A 15,753-nucleotide genomic window follows, 5' to 3' on the forward strand; every position below is an offset into this window, starting at 1 on the left:
ATTACGCTGGCATTCCGTTGTCAAAGCCGGAAGCCATTCCTTCCGTCGCGTGACAACGCGACGTCGCCGCCGTACGGAGCCACCCCATGCGTCCTTCCCCCCGCCGCCCGTTCGCCCTGTTGCTGGCCGTGCCGTTCCTGCTGCTGGCCGTGCCGGGCGCCCGCGCGCAGAGCGCACCGGCCGGGGCCGGCACGGCCGCGCCGCCGGCCAACCTGCCGGCCGCCACCAGCAGCGCCGCCGCGCCGGCCAGCGCCAGCTCCGCCGACCAGGTGGACCTGGACGACATCCGCAATTTCAGCCGCGTCTACGAGGTGGTGCGCCAGGCCTACGTGGAGAAGGTCGACAACAAGACCCTGATGAAGGCCGCGATCACCGGCATGCTCAGCGGGCTCGACCCGCACAGCGAATACCTCGACAAGGACGGCCTCACCCAGCTCAACGAGGACACCACCGGCGAGTACAGCGGCCTCGGCATCGAGGTGCTGCAGGTCGACGGCGGCCTGCGCATCGTCTCGCCGATCGACGACACCCCCGCGGCGCGCGCCGGCATCAAGCCGGGCGACAGCATCGTCAAGGTCAACGGCACCGTGGTCGACACGCAGAACGTGGACGAGATGTTCAAGCAGCTGCGCGGCAAGCCGGGCAGCAAGATCGACCTGACCATCGTGCACCAGAACAGCGACAAGCTGATCGACCTGCACCTGGTGCGCGAGAACATCGCCATCAGCAGCGTCAAGGTGCGCGAGCTGGAACCGGGCTACGTCTACGTGCGGGTCAGCCAGTTCCAGAGCGATACCGCCACCGACCTCGAGAAGAAGCTGGGCCAGCTGATCGCGAAGAACGGGCCGCCGAAAGGCGCCGTGTTGGACCTGCGCAACAATCCCGGCGGCCTGCTCACCGCGGCAGTCGGCGTCAGCGACGACTTCCTCGACGCCGGCACCATCGTCACCACCCGCGGCCGGCTGCAGGACGCGAACATGAGCTTCAGCGCCCACCCCGGCGACCAGCTGGCCGGCGCGCCGATGATCGTGCTGACCAACAACGGCACCGCCTCCGCCGCCGAGATCGTCTCCGGCGCGCTGAAGGACAACCACCGCGCGCTGATCATGGGCCAGCGCACGTTCGGCAAGGGCGTGGTGCAGACGGTGCTGCCGCTGGATGCCGATCACGCGGTAAAGATCACCACCGCGCGCTACTACACACCGAACGGCACCTCGATCCAGGCCGAGGGGATCAAGCCCGACATCGCACTGGCCGATCTTTCCGTGAACCCGTCCGACCGCGGACCGGTGCTGATCAGCTCGGAAGCCGACCTGCCCAACCACCTCGCCAACGAGAAAGCCAAGGCCGGCAGCGACATCAACGACGACGGCAGCGCCGCCGACGCCAAGCTGGCCACCAGCGACTACGCGCTGTCGCAGGCGCTGAACGTGCTCAAGGGCATGGCGCTGCGCCAGCCCGCCGGCGCCGCGCGCCGCTGAACGCCACGCCGCCCGCCCGGACATGCAAACGGCCCCTTGCGGGGCCGTTTCATTGTTGCGGCGGCGGCAGCCTTGGCGACTAGGCTCAGGCCGCCGCGACGAACAGGCCGCGCATCTTCTTCATGGCGTTCGCCTCGACCTGGCGGATGCGCTCGGCGGAGACGCCGTACTCGTCGGCCAGGTCCTGCAGCGTGGCCTTGTCGTCATCCAGCCAGCGACGCTGGATGATGTTCCGCGAGCGCTCGTCCAAATGGCTCAGCGCGTCGCTCAGCGTCTGCATCTGGTTGTCGGCGTAGTCCTCGTCGGCTACGTTCTCGTACGGGTCGGCGCCGTCGTCGACCAGGAACGCCGCCGGCGCCGGCTTGGCGTCGTCGTCGGCATCGGCCGGAGCCTCGAAGCCGATGTCGCGGCCGGACAGTCGCGATTCCATCTCGCGCACGGTCGCCTCGGGCACGCCCAGGTCCTTCGCCACGGTGCTCACTTCGGCCGCGTTCATCCAGCCCAGGCGCTTCTTGCTCTTGCGCAGGTTGAAGAACAGCTTGCGCTGTGCCTTGGTGGTGGCGACCTTGACGATGCGCCAGTTCTTCAGGATGAACTCGTGCATCTCGGCACGGATCCAGTGCACCGCGAAGCTGACCAGACGCACGCCCTGGTCGGGGTCGAAACGCTTGACCGCCTTCATCAGGCCGATGTTGCCCTCCTGGATCAGGTCGGCCAGCTGCAGGCCGTAGCCCGAGTAGCCACGCGCCACATGCACCACGAAACGCAGGTGCGACATCACCAGCTTCTTCGCGGCGGCCAGGTTGGCCTCTTCGAGGTAGTCGCGCGACAGCGCCTGCTCTTCTTCCGAACTCAGCACCGGAATGCGATGGACCGCGGAGATGTATGCATCCAAACTGCCGACGACACTCGGCAGCGGGAAGTTGGCGGTCACCAAGGCTTGAGACATGGGTGGAACCTCCTGAATAGGATCGAAGTTTAGCACTCGGGTGGTTGGAGTGCTAAAGCGCGGCATTGGTTCCGCGCTTTAATGAACCATATAGTACAGATATTTGCCACCCTTGTCCAGCGCCTCGCCCGATCCGACATGAGGCTGGCGAAACGGCCTTCAAGTGGGCGTGAAATGGCCTTGCAATGCGGCTCGTGGCGGCAGCGACCAGTCGATCGGCGGCTGCCCGCGGGCCTCCAGGTAGCGGTTGGCGGCAGAGAAATGGCCGCAGCCGAGGAAGCCGCGGTGGGCCGACAGCGGCGACGGGTGCACCGCCTTCAGCACGCAGTGCCGGCGGGTGTCGATCAGCTGGCCCTTGCGCTGGGCATAGCTGCCCCACAGCAGGAACACCAGGCCTTCGCACTCGCGGTTGAGCGCATCGATCGCGGCGTCGGTGAAACCCTCCCAGCCCTTGCCCTGGTGCGAACCGGCGCGGCCTTCCTCCACGGTCAGCACGCTGTTGAGCAGCAGCACGCCGCGATCGGCCCACGGCGTGAGGCAGCCGTGGTCGGGGCGCGGGATGCCGAGGTCGCGCTGGATCTCCTTGAAAATGTTCTCCAAGGACGGCGGCACCCTTACGCCGGGACGCACCGAGAAACACAGGCCGTGCGCCTGGCCGGGACCGTGGTACGGATCCTGGCCGAGGATCACCACCCGCACCGCGTCGAACGGAGTGTGCCCGAACGCGGCGAAGATCTCCGGGCCGGGCGGGTAGATCCGTTTGCCGCGACGGATTTCCTCGCGCAGGAACACCGCCAGCGCCTGCATCTCGGGACGTAGCAGGTAGTCGCCGATGCGCGCCTTCCACGACGGTTCCAGCTTGATCCGCGCCGTGTCGCTCATGCCTCGGCCGCGTGCCCGCGCAGGTGCTTCGCCACGCGCAGCTGGAACAGCAGCTTGGTGACCAGCAGTCTTTCCTCGACCGGCTTCTCGACCAGGTCGTTGGCGCCGGCCTTGATCAGCGCGGCCTGGTTGGCCGGGTTCTCGTCGCCGGTCATCACCAGCACCGGCAGCCGGCCCTTGCCGTAGCCGAATTCGCCGCGGATGTGTTCGAGCAGGTCGCCGCCGGTGAGTTCGCCCTTCAGGCTGACGTCGGTGAGCACCACGTCGGCGCCCACCTCACCTTGCGCTTTCGCGGTTTCCAGCAGCGCCAGCGCATCCTCTACGCTGACCACGTGGCGCACGGTGAGGCCGATCTTCTCCAGCATGCGGCGGGTCGCCAGCGCCACCACGCGACTGTCCTCGACGTACAGCACCACGCCCTCGGCGGTGTCCTCCGGCCGCACGTAGCCGCGGATGAATTCAGCCAGCGCCTGGAAGCCCAGCGCCTTGTCGAAATAGTCGGTGACATGCTCACCCAGCGAGCGGCTGTGCAGACGGCCCTCGACATCGCCTGACACCACCACGATCGGCACGTAGGCCTGCGGCGCCGAATCGCGCACCAGCCGCGCCAGCTCCAGCCCATCCATGTCGGGCAGGCGCAGCGCGATGGTGATGAAGTCGAACACGCCTTCGCCGAGCACCTGCTGCGCCTCGGCACCGCTGCCGCAGCCGACCACCTCGACGCCGGGCAGTTCGGCCACCAACACACGGGTGATCAACTGGCGTACCACGCGCGAACCGTCGACCACCAGCACCCGCGGTGCATCGGTCAGCAGACGGCCGCTGATATTCGTACTCATGCCTCAGTTCACCCACCTGACCATGGCGATCCTTCGCCCATGAACCGGCGAGCGCACCCCTGCGCCCGCCTCGACTGCCGATCGTGCACCAAACGCGGCACCGGCGGCTGCGATTCGCGTCACCCCGGCGCAAGACCGTCACGCCGCCTTGCGCAATTGCCACGCGCTGACCAGTCGCGCGCCGAGCCAGCCCAGCGCGGCGGCGGCCAGCGGCACCGCCAGCAGCAGCCACAACGGCAGGCCGCCGACCTGCAGCTTGCCATCATAGGCCTGGCTCAGCTGCGCCACCGGGGCGGCCAGCGCGAATTCGATCAGCACCGCGAGCAGGGCAGCCAGAATGCCGCTGAACAGGCCATACCAGATCCCGGCGTACAAATAAGGCCGCCGCACAAACGCGCCACTGGCGCCGACCAGCAACAGCACACCGATCTCCTCGCTGCGGCTGGCGATGTCCACGCGCACCGTGTTGCCGACCACCAGCAGCGCCGCCAGCGCCAGCAACGAGGCAAGCACCAGCACCACGCGGTTGCCCACGCCGAGCAGCGCATCCAGACGTTTCCGCCAGCTGCCGCTGTCCTGCACCATGTCGACGCCACGCATGCCGCGCACGTCGGCGACCAGCTGCTCCAGCGCCTGCGCGCTCGCCCCGGCACGCGGCTGCAGCTGCAGCACGTACGGCAGCGGGTTGTCGTCCAGCGTCTGCAGCGCGCCGGAGAAGCCCTGCATCCGGGCCAGCTCGTCCATGCCCTGCTGCGGCGTCTTCACCACCACCGCGGCCAGCTCGGCACGGTCGGTCAGCTGCGTGGCCAGCAGTTGCGCCTGCGGCGCGGCCTGGCCGGGCTGCAGGAACACGCTGATCGCCTGGCTCTGGCCCAGCGCATCGCCGAGTTTCTGCACGTTGCCCAGCAGCAGGTAGAACGCCAGCGGCAGGGCCAGCGCCAGCCCCATCACCGCGATCGTCAGCAGGCTGCCGAACGGGCGCGAGGCGAGCCGGCGCAGGCTGGACGCCGCGCTCCAGCCATGGTGCTCGCGCCAGTTGCCGAAGCGGTTGCCGCGACTGTGGACATTGCGCGGCGCGGCGTCCGCCGGCGTGTGCAGGGATTCCGGCGACGCGTTCACAGCACCTCCTGCGCGGCCAGGTCGGCGACCAGGCGGCCGTGGTCGAGCACGATCACGCGCTTCTTCATGCGCTTGATCAGCGGCAGGTCGTGACTGGCGATCAGCACGGTGGTGCCGACCTGCTGGAATTCGCCGAACAGGCCCATGATCTCCACCGCCAGCTGCGGATCGAGGTTGCCGGTGGGCTCGTCGGCGATCAGCAGGCCGGGGCGCGCCACGATCGCACGGGCAATGCCCACGCGCTGCTGCTCGCCAGCGGAAAGCGTGGCCGGCAACTGCCGCTCGTAGGCGAGCAGGCCGACCTTCTCCAGCGCCGCGCGCACCCGCCGCGCGCGTTCGGCGCGGGCGATGCCGCCGATCGCCAGCGGCAGCTCGACGTTGGCGAACACGCTGCGGTCCATCAGCAGGCGATGGTCCTGGAACACCATGCCGATGTGCCGGCGCCACTTCGGGACGCCGCTGTGGCGGATCTTCGCCAGGTTCTTGCCGTCCACGCTGATGATGCCGTGCGACGGCCGCTCGATCAGGCCGAGCAACTTGAGCAGGGTGCTCTTGCCGGCGCCGGAGTGCCCGGTGACGAAGGCCATTTCGCCGGTCGGCACCTCGAACGAAAGCTGCGAGAGCGCCTCGTGGCCGCCCTCGTAGCGCTTGCTGACTTGATCGAACTGGATCACCGCGCGTCCCCGAGCCTGCGTGTCGTCACAACGACGGCAAGGATAAGGGATGCCGGCGCCCAGATGCGGCATCCGCCCGCCGCGGGTTCAGCCCGCGGCGGAGATGGTGCTCAGCGGCCGGTGAACAGCCGGGTGAGCCGGCGAAACAACCCCGGCTTCTTCGCCTGGGCATGCTCGCCCGGCTTGCCGGCGACCGCGGCGACCTGCCGCGAAGGCCGGCTGTGCGGCGCGCCGGCGGAGTCGGCCGCATTGCGCTCACGCGCCGGGCGATGCTCGCCGCGCGCCGCGCGGCTGCCGTCGACGGCCGGGCCGTTGTGCCCCGCGACCTCGACAGCGGCGCCCGGGGCGCCCTCGCGCCGCCGGTTGCGCCCGCCGCGGCGGCGGCGGCGCTTGTGCGCGGCATCGGCACTGGCGTTGTCGTCGGCAGCCGGCGCGGCCCCGGCCGGGGGGGGGCCGGCCGGGGGGGCCGCCACCGGCGCCTCGGCGGCCACCGCCGGCTTGCGCTCGCGCGGCGGGCGCGAATCGCTGCGGCCGCCACTGCGCTCGCCGCGGCCGGCGCCGCCGGAACGGCGCGGCTTCTCGCCGGGGCGCGGCGCCACCACGTCGCCGAATGCGGCGCTGTCGGCGGCGGCGTTCGCGGCGAACTCGGCGTCGATCGCGTGCGGCTTGGGCATCACCAGCAGTTCCGGATCCATCGCCGCTACCGGGATGCTCTGGCCGATGTAGGTCTCGATGTCGGGCAACGACATCGCGTACAGGTCGCAGGCGAAGCTGATCGCGTCGCCTTCCGCCCCGAGACGGGCCGTGCGGCCGATGCGGTGCACGTAATCCTCGGCTTCGTGCGGCAGGTCGTAGTTGAAGACGTGGCTGACGTGGGGAATGTGCAGGCCGCGCGCGGCCACGTCGGTGGCCACCAGGATGTCGAGCTGGCCTTCCTGGAAGCGCTGCAGCAGCTTCTGCCGCTTCAGCTGCGGCACGTCGCCGGAGATCGCGCCGACGCGGCAGCCGTGGCGCTTGACCCGCTCGGTGACACGCTCGGCGGCGGCCTTGGTGTTGACGAAGATGATGCTGCGGCTGGGCTTGAGCCGGTCGATCAGGTTCAGCAGCAGCGGCATCTTCTCTTCCTTGGCCGGGAAGTAGACCAGCTGGCGCACCTTGTCGGCGGTGACGTTGTCGCTCTCCACCACCACCTTCTCGGCCTCGTGCATGTGCTCGTAGGCCAGCTCCAGCACGCGATGGCTGAGCGTGGCGGAGAACAGCAGCACCTGGCGCTGCTCGCGCGGCGGCAGCTTGCGGAAGATGAAGCGCACGTCCTTGATGAAGCCGAGGTCGAACATGCGGTCGGCCTCGTCGATCACCATCACCTCGACGCTGTTGAGGCTGAACACGCCCTGCTTGTGGTAGTCGAGCAGGCGGCCGGGCGTGGCGATGACGATGTCGCAGCCGTCCTTCAGCTGCTGGCGCTGCTTGTCGTAGTCGACGCCGCCGTAGATCAGCGCGGTCTTCAGGCCGGTGTGGCGGCCGATGTTGCGCGCGTCCTTGTCGATCTGGATGGCCAGTTCGCGGGTGGGAGCGATCACCAGCGCGCGCGGGTCGCTGTCCTTGCGGTCGGCCACCGCGGGAGTGGTCAGCAGGCGGTTCATCAGCGCGACCAGGAACGCGCAGGTCTTGCCGGTGCCGGTCTGCGCCTGGCCGGCGACGTCGCGCCCGGCCAAGGCCAGCGGCAGGGTCAGCTCCTGGATCGGCGTGCAGCGGGTGAAGCCGCTGTCGTCCAGGCCCTGCTGCAGCAATGGATGAAGATCGAAGTTGGCGAAGAAGGTGTCGGTGAGTACGGTTTGTGACATATGCGGATGGTTGACCTTGCCTGACGGCGGCGTGATGCGCTGCACCCGCTCCTGGCGCCGGTGTGGCGGAGGGCGGTGCAGGACGGTGCGCGATGCGCAGCGAAGCGGCTCAATGTCAGGGTCAACAAGGTCGCGCCGCGGCTGGCGACGCCGTATTTGCCGGCGGTCTGACGGGCGGCCGTGCCGGCCGCCCTTGAATCGTGCCCGGAGTTGCGCTGGAATGAAACCTCGCCGCCATGGCGAGGACTCGTCCGGCCCAACCCGCGCTTCGTGGGCGCCTGAGTGTAGCCGATGATGGTCCCGCCCGTCGTCACTCCTTGTTTTTCGGCCCCGGCCGCCCCATTGTTTTCCATCTGCCAATTCTGGCCCCCAGCCACGGAGATCCCCGGTGAGCGACCTGATTACCCATGTGAATGACGACGCCTTCGAAGAGCAGGTGCTCAAGTCCGAAACCCCGGTGCTGCTGGATTTTTGGGCGGAATGGTGCGGCCCGTGCAAGGCCATCGCGCCGATGCTGGACGAGATCGCCCAGCAGTACGAAGGCAAGCTGCGCATCGTCAAGGTCAACATCGACCAGAATCAGCAGACCCCGCGCACCTACGGCGTCCGCGGCATCCCGACCTTGATGGTGTTCAAGAACGGCAAGGTCGAGGCCACCCAGATCGGCGCCGTCAGCAAGGGCCAGCTGACCCAGATGATCGACAAGGCCATCTGACCCTCCCGTTGCCCGCCCGCTGCGCGCAGCCTGCCCGGCCCGGTCCGGCAGGCTCGCCAGGCTTTACGCCGATACGCGGCGAGTGCTAGATTCATCGCGTCCGTCGGGACAGTCCTGTCCCCCTGCGCCCTCCGCGCGACGCACACCCTCCCTCCTGTAATTCAACGGCGCCCCGCGAGGATTGCCCGTGTCCGATACCGAAAACAAAGTCCCGAACGACGCCCAGGGCGCCGACGCCCGGCCCGTGGCCGAAGGCCGGCCCGAGCCGCGTGCCCGCGCGCCGCGCCGCACGGCCGCGGCGATTGCGGCGGCGAATGCGGAAAAGGCGGCAGTCGCCGACAAGCCCGCCGTTCCGCCAGCACCGGTTCCCGCAGCGCCCGCACCGGTAGCGGCCAGCCTGCCGGCGGAGCCGGCGGCCGTCCGCCCGGCACAAGAGCCGCGTGACTTCGCGCCGCAGACCGCGCCGAACCAGGAGTCGCCGCAAGCCCAGCCAACCCCGGGCCAGGCGCAGAATCCGAATCCCGGCCAGGGCCAGAATCCGAACCAGAACCAGAACAACGGCGGCCGCGAGGGTCGCGAAGGTCGCGGCCGGCGGCGTCGCAACGAACGCGGCGGCAATCCGAACCAGCAACAGCAAGGGCGCCCGCAGGGCGGTGGTCATCCGCGCCCCAACCCGAACGGCCTGCCGGTGGACGACGACAACGCCGATCCGGGCAGCAACGACCGGGTGATCAACCTCACCGAGCTCAAGCGCATGAAGGCGCCGCAGCTGCTGGAATTCGCCGAGTCGCTGGGCGTATACGAAGGCGTCGCCCGCGCCCGCAAGCAGGACGTGATCTTCAACGTGCTCAAGGCGCACGCCCGCTCCGGCGGCGGCATCTGGGCCGAAGGCGTGCTGGAAATCCTGCAGGACGGCTTCGGCTTCCTGCGCTCGGCCGACGAGTCGTACCTGGCCGGCCCGGACGACATCTACGTGTCGCCCAGCCAGATCCGCCGCTTCAACCTGCGCACCGGCGACTACATCACCGGCCGCGTGCGCCACCCGAAGGAAGGCGAGCGCTACTTCGCGATGCTGCGCGTCGACGACATCAACGGCGATCCGCCGGAGGCGTCGAAGAACAAGATGCTGTTCGAGAACCTCACCCCGTTGTTCCCGCGCAAGGCCTTTCGGCTGGAGCGCGGCAACGGTTCGAGCGAGGACATCACCGGCCGCATCCTCGATTTGATCGCGCCGATCGGCAAGGGCCAGCGCGGCCTGATCGTCTCCCAGCCGAAGTCCGGCAAGACGATGATGCTGCAGAACATCGCCCAGGCCATCCAGTACAACCATCCCGAAGCGCACCTGATCATGCTGCTGATCGACGAGCGTCCGGAGGAAGTGACCGAGATCGCCCGCACCGTGCGCGCCGAAGTGATCAGCTCCACCTTCGACGAACCGGCGGTGCGCCACGTGCAGGTCGCCGAGATGGTGATCGAGCGGGCCAAGCGCCTGGTCGAGCACAAGAAGGACGTGATCATCCTGCTCGATTCGATCACCCGCCTGGCGCGTGCCTACAACACCGTGATCCCCAGCTCCGGCAAGGTGCTCACCGGCGGCGTCGACGCCAACGCATTGCAGCGCCCGAAGCGCTTCTTCGGCGCCGCCCGCAACGTGGAGGAAGGCGGCAGCCTGACCATCATCGCCACCGCGCTGACCGAAACCGGCAGCAAGATGGACGAGGTGATCTACGAAGAGTTCAAGGGCACCGGCAACATGGAAGTGCACCTGAGCCGTCGCATCTCCGAGAAGCGCGTCTACCCGGCGATCGACATCAACCGCTCCGGCACCCGCCGCGAGGACCTGCTGATCGACCCGGACATGCTGGCCAAGATCTGGATCCTGCGCAAACTGCTGCACCCGATGGACGAGCTGGCCGCGATGGAATTCATGCTCGACAAGATGAAGAACACCAAGTCCAACGACGAGTTCTTCAATTCGATGAAGCGCTGAGCAGCCGGGGACGGGAATCGCAAGATACGCCGATCCCGTCCTGCCATGGAACGGCGGCCACGGGCCGCCGTTTTTCTTCGCGGGCGGGCCTGATCCAGCTCAGGGCACCACCGGTCCGAACCGGGTCCAATGAGGTTCCGACCCCGCAACCCGCGACACCCCCTTTTCGTCGCCTTGCGCCGCCCCCATAGTGTCGGCTTCCCCAGCGAGGCTTCGCCCGTGTCCATACCCAGTGCCGTCAAGAGCACCCCGATCCAGGGCCGCCAGCAGCTTGCCGATTACCTCGCTGCCGGCGAGAAACCCCGCGAGGCGTGGCGTATCGGCACCGAGCACGAGAAGTTCGGCTTCCGCACCGACGATCTGCGCCCACCCCCGTTCGAGGGCGAGCGCGGCATCCGCGCGCTGCTCGAAGGCATCGCGGTGCGCTACGGCTGGGAGATCGCCCGCGAGGGCGAGATTCCGGTGGCGCTGTCGCGCGGCAAGGCCTCGATCACGCTGGAGCCGGCTGGCCAGTTGGAACTCTCCGGCGCACCGCTGGAGACCATCCACCAGACCTGCTGCGAGGTGAACTCGCACCTGGAGGAGGTGCGCTCGGTGGCCGACGGCATGGGCCTGGGTTTCCTCGGCATGGGCTTCCAGCCGAAGTGGCGCCGCGACGAGATGCCGTGGATGCCCAAGGGCCGCTACAAGATCATGCGCGAGTACATGCCGAAGGTCGGCTCGCTGGGCCTGGACATGATGACGCGCACCTGCACGGTGCAGGTGAACCTGGATTTCTCCAGCGAAGCGGACATGGTGAAGAAATTCCGCACCAGCCTCGCGCTGCAGCCGATCGCCACCGCGCTGTTCGCCGATTCGCCGTTCACCGAAGGACGGCCGAACGGCTATCTGTCGTACCGCTCGCACATCTGGACCGATACCGATCCGGACCGCACCGGCATGCTCGACTTCGTGTTCGCCAACGGCTTCGGCTACGAGCGCTACGTCGACTACATCCTTGACGTGCCGATGTACTTCAGCTACCAGGACGGCCGCTACATCGACCTGGCCGGCCAGGACTTCAAGCGCTTCCTGGCTGGCGAGCTGCCGACGCTGCCGGGCACCCACGCCACCATGAAGGACTTCGCCGACCACCTCACCACCGCCTTTCCCGAGGTGCGCCTGAAGCAGTACCTGGAGATGCGCGGCGCCGACGGCGGTCCGTGGAACCGCCTGTGCGCGCTGCCGGCGTTCTGGGTCGGCCTGCTGTACGACGACGAGGCGCTCGATGCAGCGTGGGACCTGGTCAAGGACTTCACCCGCGAGGAACGCCACGCGCTGCGCGACGGCGTACCGAAGCACGCGCTGAAACTGCCGTTCCGCAACGGCACTGTGCGCGATCTCGCCGAGGAGGCGCTGAAGATCGCCGGCCATGGCCTCAGGCGTCGCGCCCGCCTCAACCGCAACGGCGCCGACGAGAGCATCTTCCTCGAACCCATGATCGAGATCGTGCAGGCCAACCAGACCCCGGCCGAACGCAAGCTGGAGCTGTTCCACAGCGCGTGGAACGGCAGCGTCGATCCGGTGTTCCGCGAGTTTGCCTACTGAGCCCGCCGATCCGAGCGGCAGGTATCCGGAACACCTAGCAAGCTCGGGGCGGCCGTCCGGAGCGACCGCCGCCCGAATCAGCGAGCGGTCGTCTCCACCATCGACCATGCGACTGAGCCGCCCGCCCGCATCGGCTTGCAGGCCGATCCGGCCAGCGGGTACTCATCCGGCACGATCCATGGCGTGCGCTCGAGCGTGATGCGATCCCGGTTGCGCGGCAACCTGTAGAAATCCGGGCCATGGAAGCTGGCAAACGCTTCCAGCCGATCCAGCCGGCCCGCCTGCTCGAACGCCTCGGCATACAGCTCCAGGGCCGCATGAGCCGTATAGAGCCCCGCGCATCCGCAGGCCGACTCCTTCGCTTCGCGCGGATGCGGCGCGCTGTCCGTGCCGAGAAAGAAGTGCGCGTCGCCACTGGTGGCCGCCTGCAGCAAGGCGGTGCGATGCGTCTCCCGCTTGAGGATCGGGGCGCAGTAGTTATGCGGACGGATGCCACCCTCGAACAGCGCGTTGCGGTTGAGCAGTAGATGATGCGCGGTGATCGTGGCCGCCACGTTGGCCGGGGCGCGGCTGACGAAGTCGACCGCGTCGCGGGTGGTGATGTGCTCCAGCACCATGCGCAAGGCCGGAAACCTGGCCTGCAGCGGCATCAGGTGGCGTTCGATGAAGACGCGTTCGCGATCGAAGATGTCGATGTCCGGATCGGTGACCTCGCCATGCAGCAGCAGGGGCAGCTCGTGCCGCTCCATCACCTCGATCACGCGGTACACCCGCGACAGTTCGCGCACGCCGGATTGCGAATTGGTGGTGGCGCCGGCGGGGTAGTACTTCACCGCAAAAACGCTGTCGCTGTCTTTCGCACGCGCGATCTCCTCGACCGGCGTGTCCTCGGTGAGGTACAGCGTCATCAGCGGCTGGAAGCGCGCGCCCGGCGGCAGGCTGGCCAGAATCCGCCGCCGATAGTCTTCAGCCTGCGCAACCGTGGTCACCGGCGGCTTCAGGTTCGGCATCACGATGGCGCGCGCAAAACGCTGCGCGGTATGGGCGATCACCGAGGCCAGTGCGTCGCCGTCGCGAAGGTGCAGGTGCCAGTCGTCGGGGCGGGTGATTTCTATGCGCGTTGGCGTCATGACTGGCGAGCCTGGGTTGCGATCGGAGACCGTAATGGTATCGCGCAGGCGCGCTCCGGGCCTGCGCCGAGTGCATACATTGCAAGCAAGAGCTTGGGCCTCCTGCGGAGGGCGAAATCCCTTTCCCTTGCGTAACCCATGTAGGAGCGCGCTTGCGCGCGATGCTCTTGCCTCGTTCAGAGCGAAAGCTCCAGAGGCAAGGGCTTTCGTCTGCCTACGGCAGCCGAGTTACTTTTCTCTTGCGTGGCCAAGAGAAAAGTAACCCAAAGAGAAGGCCACCCCGATGGCGCGCCCTTCGGGTGCGCGGGTGGGCTACGGGGTTTGTCGACAGGGCATCCTGCCCTGACGACAAACTGGCCGGCATCCCTGCCGGCCACCCTGCGGGCTTTCCTTCGCCCACCCGCCGCGCCATAGGGGCCCGGGCAGAGCAGCGCGCATCCTGCGCGCACTTCTCAGAAGAGCCATACCAACAACCAAAGCAAGAGCAACGGCACGCTGCTTCGCTCTGGTTCAGGCTCCAGCTTACGCTTTTGCTTCTGCGCTTCATCACCGAGTGCGGGCCACGATGGCCCGCCGCTCTACCCGGGGTCCCTTGCGCGGCGGTGAGGCGGGGACGACAGGCCGCGCAGCGGGAACCGACAGGGATGTCGGTTCCTTTTCGCACGGGCAGGATGCCCGTTCGAAAAGCCCGACCCCGGCTCACGGACTTGCCGGGCACGATGCCCGGCAAGCGCCAAGCGGGGTGGCCTTTCTCTTTGGCCACGCAAAGAGAAAGTAACTCGGGCGCCAAGGGCGCACGAAAGCTTTTGCTTTCACGAGAGCCAAGGCTCACGGCAAACCGAATCTGATTTCGCGCTAGAACTTCCCGCAAATTTCAATCCGTTTGCGAGCGCCCTCCTCACCTATCAAGAGCGCCAAACAATAATCGTGTAGTTCGTGCGTGAACCTTTTCGCCAACGAAGAAATCAAGGACCAGAATGGGAGTTCCTTGACCCCGATCTTTATGTAACGGAACTCATGCGTCTCGTAATGCCTACTCAAACTAGACACGAGTTGTCGGTCAAGGTCATCGAGCGAAACCAAGTTGTTAAGGCCGAGGCTTTCGGCCTCCGCGATCAGGCCACTGAGATTGTGTCCGAGTAGCGGTCCACGCAGCCGACTGTTCTTTAAGCCCTTCGAGAGCAAATAGGCCTTCAGGCTCAGCTCAATCGATTGGGCAATGAGATTGTAAGCGAGCATCAGCAACCTGCTCTCCAGTGGATTGCAATCACCGATCACTTGTTCGGCAGCAATGCGGTAATACTCCGCGTAGCGCAGCATGCCGAACGACGAGGGCTCATTAATTTCATCGCCAATCACGCAGATGACCTCAGAGAATCGACATGCCCTACTACTTCTCTGCCTCAACTACTCCCCGCGCAACCACCTGGCCGCATCGATTGCGTAATAGGTCAGGATTGCATCCGCCCCCGCCCGCTTGAACGCGGTGAGTGATTCCAGCACCACCGCCTTCTCGTCCAACCAGCCGTTCTGCGACGCGGCCTTCAGCATCGCGTACTCGCCGGAAACCTGGTAGACGAAGGTGGGCGCGCCAAAGGTGTCTTTCACCCGGCGCAACACGTCGAGGTACGGCATGCCGGGTTTCACCATCACCGCGTCGGCGCCCTCGAGCAGGTCCAGTTCGACCTCGCGCAGCGCCTCATCGCTGTTGCCCACGTCCATCTGGTAGGTGTGCTTGTTGCCCTTGCCGAGATTCCCCGCCGAACCGACCGCATCGCGGAACGGGCCGTAGAAGGCGGAAGCGTATTTCGCCGAGTAGGCGAGGATGCGGGTGTGGATGTGGCCGGCGGCTTCCAGCGCGTCGCGGATCGCGCCGATGCGGCCGTCCATCATGTCCGACGGCGCCACGAAATCCATGCCCGCCTCGGCCTGGGCCAGCGACATCCTGATCAGCGCCTCGACGGTGGGCTCGTTCATCACGTAGCCGGTGTCGTCGATCAGGCCGTCCTGCCCGTGCGTGGTGTACGGGTCCAGCGCCACGTCGCCGATCAGGCCCAGCCCGGGGTACGTCGCCTTCAGCGCGCGGGTGGCGCGGTGCATCAGGTTGTCGGGGTTCCATGCCTCGGCGGCATCCTCGCTCTTCACCGCGGAACCCGGCGATGGGAACAGCGCCAGCGCCGGAATGCCCAGGCTCATGCACTCGCCGGCCAGCTTCAGCAGTTCGTCGATGGACAGCCGATCCACCCCCGGCATCGACGGCACCGGCTCACGCCGGCCTTCGCCCTCGATCACGAACGCGACCATGATCAGGTCGCTGGGCAGCAAGGTGTGCTCGCGCATCAGCGCGCGGGAGAAGGCGTCGCGGCGCATGCGGCGCATGCGGATGGCGGGAAAGCTCATGGCAGGTCCTGGCGGGTCGTATCCCGCGCATTTTAGGCCACAACGCCGAACCCGCGGCCGCGCCGCGACATCCGCGACACGCCGGCGAAACCCGGCCATAACATTTCCCGGGGCACTCTCGGTGCGGCATCCGACGCCATCCC

13 protein-coding genes are annotated in these 15,753 nt (G+C 67.4%); 4 read left to right on the forward strand and 9 right to left on the reverse strand.

Features of this window, described 5'->3' with window-relative positions; genetic code table 11:
* The first annotated feature begins 86 nt into the window (after nucleotides 1–86).
* Entirely contained in the window at nucleotides 87–1,481 is a 1,395-nt protein-coding gene (locus RHOFW104R8_RS05425) for a S41 family peptidase (protein WP_068092911.1), read from the forward strand.
* Nucleotides 1,482–1,566: 85 nt separating this feature from the next.
* Here the strand turns inward: RHOFW104R8_RS05425 and rpoH are convergent, their stop codons facing one another.
* The 6 genes from rpoH to RHOFW104R8_RS05455 all read right to left on the reverse strand — a co-directional run bounded on the left by rpoH (nucleotide 1,567) and on the right by RHOFW104R8_RS05455 (nucleotide 7,788).
* Entirely contained in the window at nucleotides 1,567–2,430 is an 864-nt protein-coding gene (rpoH, locus tag RHOFW104R8_RS05430) for an RNA polymerase sigma factor RpoH (protein ID WP_068092909.1), read from the reverse strand.
* A 159-nt stretch (nucleotides 2,431–2,589) separates the two neighbouring features.
* Nucleotides 2,590–3,312 carry a uracil-DNA glycosylase gene (gene ung / locus RHOFW104R8_RS05435; protein ID WP_068092907.1) on the reverse strand — a complete coding sequence of 241 codons (723 nt, stop codon included), beginning with the start codon at nucleotides 3,310–3,312 and terminating at the stop codon, nucleotides 2,590–2,592.
* Entirely contained in the window at nucleotides 3,309–4,151 is an 843-nt protein-coding gene (locus RHOFW104R8_RS05440) for a response regulator (protein ID WP_068092902.1), read from the reverse strand. The genes ung and RHOFW104R8_RS05440 overlap by 4 nt, the downstream gene beginning before the upstream one ends.
* A gap of 138 nt (nucleotides 4,152–4,289) precedes the next feature.
* Nucleotides 4,290–5,270, reverse strand: a complete 981-nt coding sequence (gene ftsX, locus RHOFW104R8_RS05445) for a permease-like cell division protein FtsX (protein WP_068092898.1) — start codon at nucleotides 5,268–5,270, stop codon at nucleotides 4,290–4,292.
* Nucleotides 5,267–5,944, reverse strand: coding sequence for a cell division ATP-binding protein FtsE (gene ftsE / locus RHOFW104R8_RS05450; RefSeq protein ID WP_068092894.1), 678 nt, complete (start codon nucleotides 5,942–5,944; stop codon nucleotides 5,267–5,269). The genes ftsX and ftsE overlap by 4 nt, the downstream gene beginning before the upstream one ends.
* A gap of 110 nt (nucleotides 5,945–6,054) precedes the next feature.
* Nucleotides 6,055–7,788, reverse strand: coding sequence for a DEAD/DEAH box helicase (locus RHOFW104R8_RS05455; RefSeq protein WP_068092891.1), 1,734 nt, complete (start codon nucleotides 7,786–7,788; stop codon nucleotides 6,055–6,057).
* A 388-nt stretch (nucleotides 7,789–8,176) separates the two neighbouring features.
* Between RHOFW104R8_RS05455 and trxA the strand changes: the two genes are divergently transcribed.
* The 3 genes from trxA (at nucleotide 8,177) to RHOFW104R8_RS05470 (ending at nucleotide 12,080) form a co-directional block, all read left to right on the forward strand.
* On the forward strand, nucleotides 8,177–8,503 hold the full coding sequence (gene trxA, locus RHOFW104R8_RS05460; RefSeq protein ID WP_068092890.1) for a thioredoxin TrxA: 327 nt from the start codon (nucleotides 8,177–8,179) through the stop codon (nucleotides 8,501–8,503).
* 187 nt (nucleotides 8,504–8,690) lie between these two features.
* Complete coding sequence (gene rho / locus RHOFW104R8_RS05465; protein ID WP_068093077.1) at nucleotides 8,691–10,493, forward strand: transcription termination factor Rho; 1,803 nt, start codon at nucleotides 8,691–8,693, stop codon at nucleotides 10,491–10,493.
* 219 nt (nucleotides 10,494–10,712) lie between these two features.
* The gene (locus tag RHOFW104R8_RS05470; RefSeq protein WP_068092888.1) at nucleotides 10,713–12,080 is read left to right on the forward strand and encodes a glutamate--cysteine ligase; all 1,368 of its coding nucleotides are present in this window, start codon (nucleotides 10,713–10,715) and stop codon (nucleotides 12,078–12,080) included.
* A gap of 77 nt (nucleotides 12,081–12,157) precedes the next feature.
* Here the strand turns inward: RHOFW104R8_RS05470 and pyrC are convergent, their stop codons facing one another.
* From pyrC to hemB, 3 genes are all read right to left on the reverse strand, one after another.
* On the reverse strand, nucleotides 12,158–13,210 hold the full coding sequence (gene pyrC, locus RHOFW104R8_RS05475; RefSeq protein WP_068092886.1) for a dihydroorotase: 1,053 nt from the start codon (nucleotides 13,208–13,210) through the stop codon (nucleotides 12,158–12,160).
* A gap of 855 nt (nucleotides 13,211–14,065) precedes the next feature.
* Nucleotides 14,066–14,569, reverse strand: coding sequence for a hypothetical protein (locus tag RHOFW104R8_RS05480; protein ID WP_153021679.1), 504 nt, complete (start codon nucleotides 14,567–14,569; stop codon nucleotides 14,066–14,068).
* Nucleotides 14,570–14,617: 48 nt separating this feature from the next.
* Nucleotides 14,618–15,610: a porphobilinogen synthase gene (hemB, locus tag RHOFW104R8_RS05485; RefSeq protein ID WP_068092882.1), complete on the reverse strand. Its 993-nt coding sequence runs from the start codon at nucleotides 15,608–15,610 to the stop codon at nucleotides 14,618–14,620.
* Between the last annotated feature and the right edge of the window lie 143 nt (nucleotides 15,611–15,753).

It is taken from the genome of Rhodanobacter sp. FW104-R8, assembly GCF_001617365.1.
GTDB lineage: Bacteria > Pseudomonadota > Gammaproteobacteria > Xanthomonadales > Rhodanobacteraceae > Rhodanobacter.

Coding starts and splice junctions, on each gene's coding strand:
- RHOFW104R8_RS05425 (WP_068092911.1), top strand. CDS start 87: ATGCGTCCTTCCCCCCGCCGCCCGTTCGCCCTGTTGCTGGCCGTGCCG.
- rpoH (WP_068092909.1), bottom strand. CDS start 2,430: ATGTCTCAAGCCTTGGTGACCGCCAACTTCCCGCTGCCGAGTGTCGTC.
- ung (WP_068092907.1), bottom strand. CDS start 3,312: ATGAGCGACACGGCGCGGATCAAGCTGGAACCGTCGTGGAAGGCGCGC.
- RHOFW104R8_RS05440 (WP_068092902.1), bottom strand. CDS start 4,151: ATGAGTACGAATATCAGCGGCCGTCTGCTGACCGATGCACCGCGGGTG.
- RHOFW104R8_RS05455 (WP_068092891.1), bottom strand. CDS start 7,788: ATGTCACAAACCGTACTCACCGACACCTTCTTCGCCAACTTCGATCTT.
- pyrC (WP_068092886.1), bottom strand. CDS start 13,210: ATGACGCCAACGCGCATAGAAATCACCCGCCCCGACGACTGGCACCTG.
- hemB (WP_068092882.1), bottom strand. CDS start 15,610: ATGAGCTTTCCCGCCATCCGCATGCGCCGCATGCGCCGCGACGCCTTC.